Origin of the sequence: Acinetobacter sp. YH01007 (assembly GCF_013420425.1) — a bacterium.
Lineage (GTDB): Bacteria > Pseudomonadota > Gammaproteobacteria > Pseudomonadales > Moraxellaceae > Acinetobacter > Acinetobacter towneri.
In genome coordinates this window covers 1-12,557 of record NZ_VOYC01000016.1, presented here as the reverse complement: position 1 = coordinate 12,557, position 12,557 = coordinate 1, and the positions used below count along the sequence as shown (strand labels likewise).

At 41.4% G+C, this 12,557-nt stretch carries 8 protein-coding genes and 1 pseudogene; 7 read left to right on the top strand and 2 right to left on the bottom strand.

Annotation, left to right across the window (positions count from 1 at the left end; genetic code table 11):
• Nucleotides 1–123 precede the first annotated feature (123 nt).
• Together FTT74_RS09310 and FTT74_RS09305 are read left to right on the top strand one after the other, a co-directional pair.
• Entirely contained in the window at nt 124–1,185 is a 1,062-nt protein-coding gene (locus tag FTT74_RS09310; protein WP_026438298.1) for an alpha/beta fold hydrolase, read from the top strand.
• A gap of 18 nt (nt 1,186–1,203) precedes the next feature.
• Nucleotides 1,204–2,217, top strand: a complete 1,014-nt coding sequence (locus FTT74_RS09305; RefSeq protein WP_096900977.1) for a hypothetical protein — start codon at nt 1,204–1,206, stop codon at nt 2,215–2,217.
• A 73-nt stretch (nt 2,218–2,290) separates the two neighbouring features.
• Here FTT74_RS09305 and nfuA read toward each other — a convergent pair whose 3' ends face one another.
• Complete coding sequence (gene nfuA, locus FTT74_RS09300; protein ID WP_096900978.1) at nt 2,291–2,929, bottom strand: Fe-S biogenesis protein NfuA; 639 nt, start codon at nt 2,927–2,929, stop codon at nt 2,291–2,293.
• Nucleotides 2,930–3,086: 157 nt separating this feature from the next.
• Between nfuA and FTT74_RS09295 the strand changes: the two genes are divergently transcribed.
• The 3 genes from FTT74_RS09295 (at nt 3,087) to FTT74_RS09285 (ending at nt 6,016) form a co-directional block, all read left to right on the top strand.
• The gene (locus FTT74_RS09295) at nt 3,087–3,704 is read left to right on the top strand and encodes a rhomboid family intramembrane serine protease (RefSeq protein WP_004972041.1); all 618 of its coding nucleotides are present in this window, start codon (nt 3,087–3,089) and stop codon (nt 3,702–3,704) included.
• 317 nt (nt 3,705–4,021) lie between these two features.
• The gene (locus FTT74_RS09290; RefSeq protein ID WP_004972042.1) at nt 4,022–4,216 is read left to right on the top strand and encodes a hypothetical protein; all 195 of its coding nucleotides are present in this window, start codon (nt 4,022–4,024) and stop codon (nt 4,214–4,216) included.
• Between the two features lie 252 nt (nt 4,217–4,468).
• The gene (locus FTT74_RS09285) at nt 4,469–6,016 is read left to right on the top strand and encodes a hypothetical protein (protein ID WP_004972044.1); all 1,548 of its coding nucleotides are present in this window, start codon (nt 4,469–4,471) and stop codon (nt 6,014–6,016) included.
• 128 nt (nt 6,017–6,144) lie between these two features.
• Here FTT74_RS09285 and FTT74_RS09280 read toward each other — a convergent pair whose 3' ends face one another.
• A complete protein-coding gene (locus tag FTT74_RS09280; protein WP_004972047.1) occupies nt 6,145–7,761 on the bottom strand; it encodes an inorganic phosphate transporter in 1,617 nt (538 codons plus the stop codon).
• 497 nt (nt 7,762–8,258) lie between these two features.
• On the opposite strand from FTT74_RS09280, the gene metH reads away from it, so the two are divergent.
• Nucleotides 8,259–11,948 (top strand): methionine synthase, encoded by a 3,690-nt coding sequence (metH, locus tag FTT74_RS09275; protein WP_131261618.1) that lies wholly within the window; start codon nt 8,259–8,261, stop codon nt 11,946–11,948.
• A gap of 543 nt (nt 11,949–12,491) precedes the next feature.
• A pseudogene (locus FTT74_RS14005) lies at nt 12,492–12,557 on the top strand (helix-turn-helix domain-containing protein); the annotation flags it as partial.

Genomic DNA, 12,557 nt, shown 5'->3' with positions numbered 1-12,557 from the left:
CAAGGGATGACTTTCATTTTTAAACGCCTACAATAGACAGAATACACTTGTGCAATTAGACCTAAGAGCTAGTGCCTATCATTATTGGAGCCTGTTTTGGGTTCGTCAGGGGAAGACGTTTTCATGATGAAATTTATTCGATCACGTTATCTACATACGACTTTATTGGCTTTGGGACTAAGTACATCTTGCCTTGTGCAAAGCGCTGCGCCCAATCCATATACCTTCACAAAAAACAATAACGCCAGTAACAGCAACGCAACTGAACTTAAACTATTACAAAATCATTTTCAGCAACAGCGCAAACAAGCAGGACTAAGCTCTAAAAGCATTCGTGTTGGAGATGTCGTCTGGAGCTATAACGAAGGTGGCTCGCACAGCAAACCCACAATTTTATTGATTCATGGTTTGGCAGGCACACGTGATAATTGGAACCGTGTCGCGCAATTTTTAACCCCACATTATCATGTGATTATTCCAGATTTACCCAATAGCGGTGACACCAAAACTCCAAGCAATTTTGATAATTCAGTTCCGAATGTAACTTCACAACTGCGTCAATTTATTGAAGCAATTGACTGTGAAGAAAACTTACACGTGGCAGGACATTCTTTAGGCGGCTCAATTGCAACCGTGTATGCCTCGCAATATCCTTTTGATACGCAAAGTTTATTTTTACTCAATAGTGCAGGCATTTATAAACTTGCTAATACGCCTTACACCAAAAATCCATTATCTTTAAATGACTTAATTGTGAGCAAACATGGCGATTTAGCCGACGTCGCCAAACAAATCATGCAAAGCCCGCCTGCCATGACCTCACAAATTCAACATGCGCAAGAAGAAGTCCTGATTTCTCGCTCAGAACAAACCCGTAAAGCAATTGAGCAAATTGTCAAACTCAACCGTATTTATACTCCAGACTCATTTGCACGTTTAGCAGGATCAATTGAAGCACCGACCCTGATTTTATGGGGTAAGCAAGATCGCATTATTAATGTTGAAGTGGCGAAGGAATTACAATCTTTACTCAAACGCGCCGAAACACCTGTGATTCTTAATAATGTTGGACACATGCCGTTATTGGAAGCTGAAAAACAAGTCGCACAATATTATTTGCCGTTTCTGGCTAAAACTCAGAACCTAAAAAACCCACTTGCTGATAAACTGATTCCTCTAAATTAATTATTATATAAAACCTTCATGCAGAAACATCCCATCATTGAGCAACTAATTGAAGCTCAGCTTGATTTTTTAGATCAAGAATTTAACCAAAGTGAAATGGTACAAACTGAATTTGTGCAGTTTTACCAATGGTTTCGCAAACAAAGCTTACAAGATTTATGGACATCTGAAGCCATTCATCAACTGATTCAACATCAAATTTTAAATACACCTGCCAGTTCATTTTTAGTGGAACAAATTGCTGAGCATATTCGTTTTGCACTGGTACACCCTGTTAATGACAGCAGTAAAATTGCCGATGTGATACCTGTGCTGACCATCGACAAAATTGCACAATATGTTGCAAGTAAAAGTGGACATCGTCAGCGTTTGATTAAAGCCGTGGTGAATAATCCTGCCTTTGCCGCCATGATTACCCAACTCATTCAACATTCCATTCAGGATTATATGGATAATTCGGTGATCGCCAAAAGCGTGCCTGGCGTATCGCGTTTTATGAAAATGGGTAAATCGGTTTTGGAAAGCGTTACCGATACCAATTTAGACCAGACCATTCAGCATTATTTGCAAAAAAATGTGCAGAAGCTGACTCAAATGAGCGAGTCGGTGCTTAATCAACATTTTGATGAGGAAAAACTGTATCACTTCCAAGCCAATTTATGGCACAAAGTTAAAGACTTGCCACTTTCCGTTTTAAAAAATTATATTGAAGTACAAGACCTATCCCAAACTGTCAATTTAGGACATGAAATTTGGGATCATTTACGCCAAAGTGACTATTTGAAACAGCAAGTGCATGATGGGGTTTATGCGTGGTATGTACGCAATCAGGCGCGCCCTTTTGACTTGTTATTGCACGACTTAAACATTGATGAAGCGCTAGTCCAACAACAATTACAACAACTGTTAAATCCAGTCATTCAAAAAATGATCGCTGAAGGCTATTTAAAGCAACGTGCGCGCCATTATTTAGAGAAATTTTATTATTCTGAAAAAACACAACAAATTTTAAATCTACAAACGAATGAATAGGGTCTGTTGACAATTTCAGATAAAAAATAACCTCCTAAAATTTAGGAGGTTATTTTTAAGCGAGGCTTAGAGCTTATTTAAAATAAGCACCTTCAGATTGACTGTGGTCAGTCTGATCCACCACACGCATCAATTCAGGTACGTGTTGTTTCAAGGTTGTTTCAACACCTTGCTTTAAAGTCACATCAATCGCTGAACATCCTTGGCAACCGCCACCAAATTTCAATACTGCAGTTAAGCCGTGTTCTTCATCTTCAACCACTTCAACCAAAGCACAGTTACCACCATGCCCTGCTAAACCTGGGTTAATTTCAGACTGTAAAACATAAGTAATGCGTTCTTCTACTGAAGCATCTGGGCCTACGCGTGGCACTTTTGAGTTCGGTGCACGGAAAGTCAATTGACCACCAAAACGGTCTTTGTTGTAGTCAATTACGGCATCCAATAAATACGGAATAGACGGCGTATCAATAAATGCAGGAAAGTCTGGATATTCCTGTTTGTAGTCTGTAGGTACAACTTCATCGGGCGCACTATAAGCCATGCAACATTCAGCACGCGGTGTACCAGGATTTTCCACAAAAACACGCACACCAATACCCGGTGTATTTTGCTTTGCCAATAAATCCTTCAAATACTCTTGAGCAGTTGGCGTAATCAATAAGTTTGGAATTTCATCTACAACTGCTGTGCTGCTGTTCTCAGTCGACATAACAATAATTTCCTCAAGCTGAAGTGGCTATTTTAACTGAAGATGCGGGGGAATAAAAAAAAATCAACCAAAATTGTCGGATTTATTCCTAAAGTTCGACTCAAACTCAGTTTTGATGCATTATTACAGCAGAATTCAAGTAAAAGAATAGGCGTTTATGCTCGATTTACCTTTTAATCATACCGTGACCATTATCATTATTACGGTCATTGTGTCTATGTTGGCGTTTTCCAAACAAGAATTAATGAATCGTCTGATTTTTTGGCCGCCTGCTATGCAACGTGGTCAATATGACCGCTTCATTACCCATGGTTTTGTGCATGCCGATGGTGCGCATTTGCTGTTCAATATGATTACCCTGTTTTTCTTTGGCAGCATTATTGAAAGTTTTTATCGCCAATACGTCTATGATTTAGGCTTTGTTTTATTCTATTTGGGTGGTTTGATTGCCGCGATTATTCCAAGTTATTTAAAGCATAAAAATGACCATCGTTGGGCGAGCTTAGGCGCATCTGGTGCTGTATCTGCGGTGTTGTTTGCCTATATTTTGTTTGAGCCGTGGAAGTTGATTTTCGTGTTCTTTATTCCAGTGCCTGCCATTATTTTTGCAATACTGTATGTAGCGTATAGCATTTGGTCGGGTAAACGCGGCAATTCCAATATTAATCACAGTGCGCATTTATGGGGTGCGGCCTATGGTGTGATTGTGACTATTTTAATTGAACCACGCATCTTGCCTCACTTCCTGAATAAACTGGCGCAACTGCCGTTTTAACTTTTGAAACTATAACGACTCGGTACATCTACCACTGAGTCGTTGCTACTTTAAAGAATTTTCAAATCCGTCAATAGACTGCTTTCATAAATCCGCTTAACACCATCATTTATTGCCTCTCATCTTCAGCCTCTCTCATTGGGAAAAACGACTTTCAATCGTCATTTTATGAACTGCTGATAAGTATTTTTGATTGATGAAAGCATCTGAATGATCCAATACAGCATAAAGCACACAACAAATAACATGCAGTTACTCGACAAGCACTTATACTAAGAATATAAAGACTAAAACTATCAAGCAATCAGGAGTCAGCCATGAAAAAGTTTGCACTTCTAAGCGCCCTGTTACTCAGTCTAGGATTAAGCGCCTGTGCCGTACATACCCCTGAAGGCAGTGTGGTGATTGATCCTGACCGCACGATCTACCCGAAAGGCTATTATCCACACCAACATCCGCATGGTGATGGTGATTTTTGTCCTCCAGGTCAGGCGAAAAAAGGACGTTGTTAAGCTGTTGGTCTGAGTGAATAAAACATTGTTGATACAGCATCAGACTCATTTATGATTCGAACCTAGACATTTAAACACTAACCTTTAAATCTCAACAACATTTCATTCACATTAAAAACCTTTACACTTCGTGAAGGTTTTTTTATTCAAATTTCACTCAATTTTGGTAGTTTTTGCTACCCCATATCGCAACTTGGCATAGATAATGTATACATCTGTATATTAATTTCAATTTAGTTTGCGAGTTTTTGCATGTCCACTTCTTACGATGGCTTACAGTTTCCAATTCATCCAGAAAATCATAAACCCAGCACCTCAAGCACGGGCAAACAAATTATTGCCGAAGCCTTAGCCACAGTCGATCATCAAAGCTCAGTCGATGCTTTGGCAGAAAAAAACTGGCGTAAACACTATCCAAAATACTTTAAAGCCCTCGTGACCAATGGTATTCGTGAACAAGCTAACGCAATTCAAATTGCAGAAGATGGTTTAAGAAAAGCGCATCAAAGTTTTGAGTTTTATCGTCATGAGCAAAAATATGTGCTGAAAGATGTCATGCTCTTGCCTACTGAAACTTTACATACCTTTAAATTACAAGGCAGCAGCCAAGCAGCACCCGAATGGTATGTGCCGTATCGTGGGCAAAAGTTACAAGGTCAAGCTCTACTAGATCAAATTGCAATTTGGCTAGCAGCAGGCATTATTGAACCAAGTCATGCCGAAGCGTTAAATGCTGCAATGGCGCATCCTGAATGGTTTGATTTGTCTGACCGTAACATGGTGCTATTTGGTGCAGCTTCAGAAGCAGGGCCACTCACATGGTTAGCCAAATGGAAAGCCAATATTATTGCAGTCGATTTACCAAATAGCCGTGTGTGGAATAAAATTTTAAGCACTGTGCAACAAGGCAATGCCACCTTATATGCACCCAGTACAACACAACTCGCGGCAGATACCCCACTTGATATTTTAACAGAACAGTTGGGTGCAAATCTACTGACACAAACCCCAGAAATTGCACAATGGTTAGCTCAAAAACCTGAAACGCTAGATTTAGCAGCCATTGCCTATTTAGATGGTGAAAAACACGTGCGTGTTGCGATGGCGATGGATGCCATTATGCAATATGTCAGCGAACACAAAGCTGATAGCAGCCTTATGTTTATGTGTACCCCAACCGATGTTTATGCCGTTCCTGAAGAAGTGATTAGCGCATCGGCAGAGAAGTTTCAGCAGCGTTCACAAGGGCAAAAGCTACTCACCAAAAGTATTGAAACCATTTCACGCAGTCATTTCTTCCAAAAGAATCTGCATAATTTAATTGCTTCAGACAATGGTCAACATTATGGTATTGCCGACTGTTTGGTGGTTGAACAAGGGCCAAACTATGCTTTAGCAAAACGCATCCAGCAATGGCGTGCAATTTTAGCGCGTCATCAAGGACAGCATGTCAGCATCAATATTGCACCTTCGACCACCACACACTCTGTGACCAAAAATCCATTACTCAAAGCAGCATTTAGTGGCGCAAGTTTGTTTGATGTTGAAGCATTTAGCCCTGAAACCACCAATGCGATTATGGCGGCATTGTGGATTCATGACTTACGCAATCCAAACTCGGCAGCCAATCCTGAAGTGAAACTTGAGCATCCGCTCGAATTGATGATGGAAGGTGCGAACCATGGTGGATTGTGGCGCGTGGCGTATTTGGCACGAACGGCCCTACCTTTCGCTGCGCTCTATGGCTTTGCTGCAGATAAATTACCACTGGACAAAGTCATCCAAAAATTTAAAAAGTAATGTAAACCGCTAATCTATCTATTCAAAAACTTGCCTGCAAATATTTCTCTAGACTGATCTGCAGGTATAAAAAAAGCGCTGTATCATCACAGCGCTTTTTTCAACCACTCAAAAAAGTTGAGAATGGATTAAAACACTTTTAAGAACAACCAGAACAAGCTACCCGATAAACAAATTGTCGCAGGTAAAGTGAAAATCCAAGCCGAAAGAATTGTACGCACCATTTGGAAATTCAGACCCGATTTATTTGCCACCATGGTACCTGCCACCGCACTGTTCAGTACGTGTGTAGTTGAAACTGGCATCCCCAAACCATCTGCAGCAGCAATAGTTGACATTGCCACAAGCTCGGCAGACATACCTTGACCATAAGTCATGTGCTGCTTACCGATACGTTCACCAACAGTCACCACAATACGTTTCCAGCCGACCATCGTACCCAAGCCTAGTGCTAAGGCAACGGCAACTTTGACCCAAGTTGGAATGTATTGTAAGAATGAATCTAAATGGCTGCGGTAGCTTTTAACCACTTTTTTCTGTTCTTCCGACATTTCAGGCAAGGCATTGGCTTTGTCTAAACGCTTGAATGAAGTCGTGCTTAAATACATATCATTACGCATTTCTGCTACTTCAGCTTCAGGCACATCTTTCAAGTTGCCATATTGACCCACACGCTCACCCAAATGGTCAGTTAAGCTTGCCAAAGCAGGCACGACTTCAGGGGTAATTTCTTTGGTCTGAATATAGCTAGTGATGACCTGACGTGCTTTTTCATCTGGCATATCGACATGTTGTGCATAAATCACATCAGCTGTTTGCGTTGAAAGCTGTTGGAACGATTGAATGTGGTTTTGGTCTAACTCTTTATTTAACGAGTACGCCAACGGCACAATCCCGATCAAAATCAACATGATTAAACCCATGCCCTTTTGACCATCGTTTGAACCATGCGCAAAACTTACCCCAGTACAAGTAAAAATTAGAATGGCACGAATCAGTGGTGGTGGTGGCTTATTGCCTTCAGGTGGCTGGAACAACTCCATTTGTTTCTTGAAGATTTTTTTCACCAAGAAGAACAAAATCGCAGCAAAGGCAAAACCAATCAGTGGCGAGAACAATAAAGCCTTGCCCACTTTCATGACTTGTTCCATGTCTACGCCACTTGCACCCGCACCTGAGTTCAGCAAGTAGTTCATAATCCCCACACCTAAAATCGAACCGATTAAAGTGTGCGAACTTGAAGCAGGAATACCGAAAAACCACGTTCCTAAGTTCCAGACAATCGCGGCAATCAACATGGCAAAAACCATGGCAAAGCCTGCGCCTGAACCGACATTCATAATCAATTCGACTGGAAGTAAGGCAATAATACCGTAGGCAACTGCGCCACTGGCGACCATCACCCCAAGGAAGTTACAGAAACCCGCCCACATTACTGCCACAGGTGCAGACAGGGCATTGGTATAAATAACCGTTGCCACTGCGTTAGCTGTGTCGTGGAAACCATTCACAAATTCAAAGCCTAAGGCAATGAATAAAGCGGTCGCCAATAAAATCACCGAGTACATGCTTAGCGCAGGCACGTGGGATAAGTCCGCAGACAATTGGAAACCAATATAAATAAGGGTAGAAACGATGATCGTTAAAAACACCGGCATAAAAAATTTCGGTGTAGGCACATGAACATTGGTCGATTTAGTGGTCGACTTGTGTGCTGAATCTACAGGAGTTGGATTAGAATTCATGCAAGCAGAAAAGAGGATTTAAAATCCCCTTATTGTTCAATTAAATTGTGACAATTATATGACAAAGAGCTGCTATATAAAGCAACTTTCATACTTTATTTTCACACTTTAAGCTGTTTTTTTTGTGCATAAAATTAAAATTAACATTTAAATTTAAACACTTAGAATAAATAAACCTACTTTTCTTATGCCATTCTCTCAAATTTAGATTGTTACACCTTTGTCATATTTGCCTAAAATTTCAGACAAAATTTACCGTGAGCCAATTTTGCCTGAGCAATATGACAAAGCGATGACGCATCAAAGTAAAATCAAAATTAGAATGTTCCTCATCACAACTTTTATTTAGGTTCAAAAGCTACAGCAAAATCCTAAAAATACTGCTTTATGCACTATTTTTACGACTTCCACTCTCTCTGGTCGCTTCAAGTGCACGAAAGCCGTGCGAACTCTGCTAAAATAGCGCTCATTTCGGATTCAGTCATAAAGGGTTTTTTATGTCCACGCTTACCACCCTGAAAGCGCTTCTTGCCCAAAGAATTTTAATTATCGATGGTGCTATGGGTACTATGATTCAACGCCATCAATTGGAAGAAGCCGATTATCGTGGTGAGCGTTTTGCAGATTGGGCACATGACCTCAAAGGCAACAATGATTTATTGGTACTGACCCAACCGCACATTATTCAGGGTATTCACGAAGCCTACTTAGATGCGGGTGCAGACATTATTGAAACCAACAGCTTTAACGGCACACGCGTTTCTATGTCTGACTATCACATGGAAGATTTGGTTCCAGAAATTAACCGCGAAGCAGCGCGTTTAGCCAAAGCTGCCTGTGAAAAATATTCAACACCAGACAAACCACGTTTTGTGGCAGGTGTACTTGGGCCAACATCGCGTACCTGTTCAATTTCACCAAATGTAAACGACCCTGCATTTCGTAACATTAGCTTTGATGCACTCAAAGAAAACTATATTGAAGCTGCGCATGCCTTAATTGAAGGTGGTGCAGATATCCTGCTCATTGAAACTGTATTTGACACCTTAAACTGTAAAGCTGCGATTTTTGCGGTCAAAGAAGTGTTTAAACAGCTCGGGCGTGAATTGCCGTTGATGATTTCAGGTACCATTACCGATGCTTCAGGACGTACCTTAACGGGTCAAACTGCAGAAGCTTTCTGGAACTCGGTACGTCATGGCGATTTACTTTCAATTGGTTTTAACTGTGCTTTGGGCGCAGATGCCATGCGTCCACACGTTAAAACCGTTTCAGACGTTGCCGATGTGTTTGTTTCTGCACACCCGAACGCGGGCTTACCCAACGCATTTGGTGGTTATGATGAAACGCCTGAAGAAACCGCAGCTTTCCTCAAAGAATTTGCTGAAAGCGGCTTGATCAATATTACAGGCGGTTGCTGTGGTACAACGCCTGATCATATCCGCGCGATTTACAATGCGGTAAAAGACATTCCACCGCGTAAAATTCCAGAGATTAAACCTGCATGCCGTTTAAGTGGTTTAGAACCATTTAACATTTATGATGACTCTTTATTTGTAAACGTGGGCGAACGTACCAACGTCACAGGTTCTAAAAAATTCCTGCGTTTAATTCGTGAAGAAAACTTTGCCGAAGCCTTAGATGTTGCTCGTCAACAGGTAGAAAGCGGTGCGCAAATCATCGACATCAACATGGATGAAGGCATGCTCGATTCAGAAGGTGCGATGGTGCACTTCCTGAACTTGGTGGCATCTGAGCCTGATATTTCTCGCGTACCTATCATGATTGACTCCTCTAAATGGGAAATCATTGAAGCAGGCTTGAAATGCGTACAAGGTAAAGCCATTGTCAACTCTATTTCCTTAAAAGAAGGTTATGACGAGTTTGTCGAAAAAGCCCGCCTCTGCCGCCAATACGGCGCAGCTGTCATTGTTATGGCCTTTGACGAAGTCGGACAAGCCGATACTGTGGCACGTAAGCGCGAAATTTGTAAACGCTCTTATGACGTTTTGGTCAATGATGTTGGCTTCCCTGCCGAAGACATTATTTTTGATCCGAACGTGTTTGCAGTTGCGACAGGTATTGAAGAACACAACAACTACGCAGTCGATTTTATTGAAGCCACAGGCTGGATTAAACAAAACCTGCCGCATGCCATGATTTCAGGCGGTGTATCGAACGTATCTTTCTCATTCCGTGGTAACGAACCTGTACGTGAAGCCATTCACGCGGTATTCCTATATCACGCTATTCAGCAAGGCATGACCATGGGGATTGTCAACGCAGGTCAGTTGGCAATTTACGATGACATCCCGAAAGAACTGAAAGAAGCAGTTGAAGCCGTTATTCTGAACCAGAACCAAGGTGAAAGCGGTCAGGATGCCACAGAAAAACTGCTAGAAGTGGCAGAAAAATATCGTGGTCAATCAGGCGCACAAAAAGCCGAAGAAAACTTAGAATGGCGTAGTGAATCTGTCGAAAAACGTCTTGAGTACGCTTTAGTTAAAGGCATCACCACCTTTATTAATGAAGACACCGAAGAAGCGCGCCTGAAAGCCAAACGTCCATTAGATGTGATTGAAGGCCCGTTGATGGATGGCATGAACGTGGTCGGTGACTTGTTTGGTGCAGGTAAAATGTTCCTGCCACAAGTGGTGAAATCTGCCCGTGTGATGAAACAAGCCGTTGCATGGCTCAACCCGTACATCGAAGCTGAAAAAACCGAAGGTCAGTCTAAAGGTAAAGTCTTGATGGCAACGGTAAAAGGCGACGTTCACGACATTGGTAAAAATATTGTGGGCGTAGTCTTGGGCTGTAATGGATACGATATTGTCGATCTCGGTGTGATGGTACCTGCAGAAAAAATCCTGCAAACTGCCATTGACGAAAAAGTCGATATCATTGGCTTGTCTGGTCTGATTACCCCATCTTTAGATGAAATGGTTTTTGTTGCCAAAGAAATGCAGCGTAAAGGCTTTAACATTCCATTGTTGATTGGTGGCGCAACCACATCTAAAGCACATACTGCAGTTAAAATTGATCCACAGTTCTCAAATGATGCAGTGATTTATGTTGCCGATGCTTCGCGTGCCGTTGGTGTTGCGACAACCTTACTCTCCCCTGAAATGAAACCTGCTTTTGTTGCAGAGCATCGTGCGGAATACGCTAAAATTCGTGAACGTATTGCCAATAAGCAACCAAAAGCTGCGAAATTGTCGTATGCAGAAGCCATCGACAATGGTTTAAAAATTGATTGGGACAACTACACGCCTGCAGTACCAAAATTAATTGGTACACAAGTGCTGACCAATTACCCGCTTGAAACCTTGTTGCCATACTTTGACTGGACACCATTCTTTATTTCTTGGAGTTTGGCGGGCAAATTCCCGAAAATTCTGGAAGATGAAGTGGTGGGCGAAGCTGCAACCGACTTATATAACCAAGCGCAAGCCATGCTCAAAGATATTATTGCAAATAATCGCTTTGATGCACGTGCAGTCTTTGGGATTTACCCTGCCAACCGTTCTGCGGCAGATTCAGTACAAGTATATGATGCAGCACGTAATCAAGTAACGCATACCTTCCATCATATTCGTCAACAGTCAGACAAAGTCACAGGTAAACCAAACTTGTCTTTGGCAGACTTTGTCGCAACTACAGAGCAAGGGCAAGATTACTTGGGCGGCTTTACCGTGTCGATTTTTGGTGCGGAAGAAATGGCCAATGAGTTTAAAGCCAAAGGCGATGACTATTCTGCCATTTTGGTGCAGTCTTTGGGTGACCGTTTTGCAGAAGCATTTGCAGAGCATTTGCATGAGCGTATTCGTAAAGAATTCTGGGGCTATCAGCCGAATGAGCAGCTAAGTAATGAAGAGCTAATTAAAGAGAAATATGTGGGGATTCGTCCTGCACCAGGCTACCCTGCTTGCCCTGAACACTCTGAAAAAGCGACACTGTTTAACTGGTTAGGTTCAACTGAAAAGATTGGCACACAGCTGACCAGCAGCTTTGCGATGTGGCCGCCTTCATCTGTGAGTGGCTTCTACTATGCCAACCCTGCTTCTGAGTACTTTAACGCAGGTAAAATCTCGTTAGATCAGCTTGAAGATTACGCACAGCGTAAAGGCTGGAGTTTAGATGAAGCGAAGCGTTGGTTAGCTCCAAACTTGGATGATTCGATTAATTAATTGCTTTATGCCGCTTGGGTAGTACATCGGCCCATGCGCTCTACATAATGTCATTTCAAAAACCAGTGAATTGTAAAATTCACTGGTTTTTTGTTAAAAGGAAGTTTTAGCTAAATTGCATCAAATTATTGGAAGATCGTAATCCCCCTAAAATAAAATAATCTAAAAGTAGAATTTTCTTTTAAGATTCATGTACGTATGACTACATTAAATAAATTTACGGACTTAGACAGACCACATATCCGAGTTGTTACTTAAATTTGAATGGATTTCGGAAAATTCGGCTTCTGAATGTTTAGGCAACAAATCCTGACGATACTAGGAATTAGTCACCAATATCAGGAATAAAAACCTGCTTTAAAGGGATTAAAGCTCTATATTGTGGTTTAAAATCTTCATAATAACGATAAATTAACTCTACAATCTCTTTACCATCAATAAGTCTTAACCGTGATTTATTCGTAGCTTTACTCTTTGCTTGATTAAGTTGACAAAAATAACTAATCATGCGAAAAAGTTTTTTTAGTTAACAGATGTTCACACATGCCTCGAATTGTTTCTGTACCACTTAGTTTAGAACAGCGAGAACGACTCATTTTTCTGGCCAAG

Coding starts and splice junctions, on each gene's coding strand:
- FTT74_RS09285 (WP_004972044.1), top strand. CDS start 4,469: ATGTCCACTTCTTACGATGGCTTACAGTTTCCAATTCATCCAGAAAAT.
- FTT74_RS09310 (WP_026438298.1), top strand. CDS start 124: ATGATGAAATTTATTCGATCACGTTATCTACATACGACTTTATTGGCT.
- FTT74_RS09305 (WP_096900977.1), top strand. CDS start 1,204: ATGCAGAAACATCCCATCATTGAGCAACTAATTGAAGCTCAGCTTGAT.
- FTT74_RS09290 (WP_004972042.1), top strand. CDS start 4,022: ATGAAAAAGTTTGCACTTCTAAGCGCCCTGTTACTCAGTCTAGGATTA.
- FTT74_RS09295 (WP_004972041.1), top strand. CDS start 3,087: ATGCTCGATTTACCTTTTAATCATACCGTGACCATTATCATTATTACG.
- nfuA (WP_096900978.1), bottom strand. CDS start 2,929: ATGTCGACTGAGAACAGCAGCACAGCAGTTGTAGATGAAATTCCAAAC.
- metH (WP_131261618.1), top strand. CDS start 8,259: ATGTCCACGCTTACCACCCTGAAAGCGCTTCTTGCCCAAAGAATTTTA.
- FTT74_RS09280 (WP_004972047.1), bottom strand. CDS start 7,761: ATGAATTCTAATCCAACTCCTGTAGATTCAGCACACAAGTCGACCACT.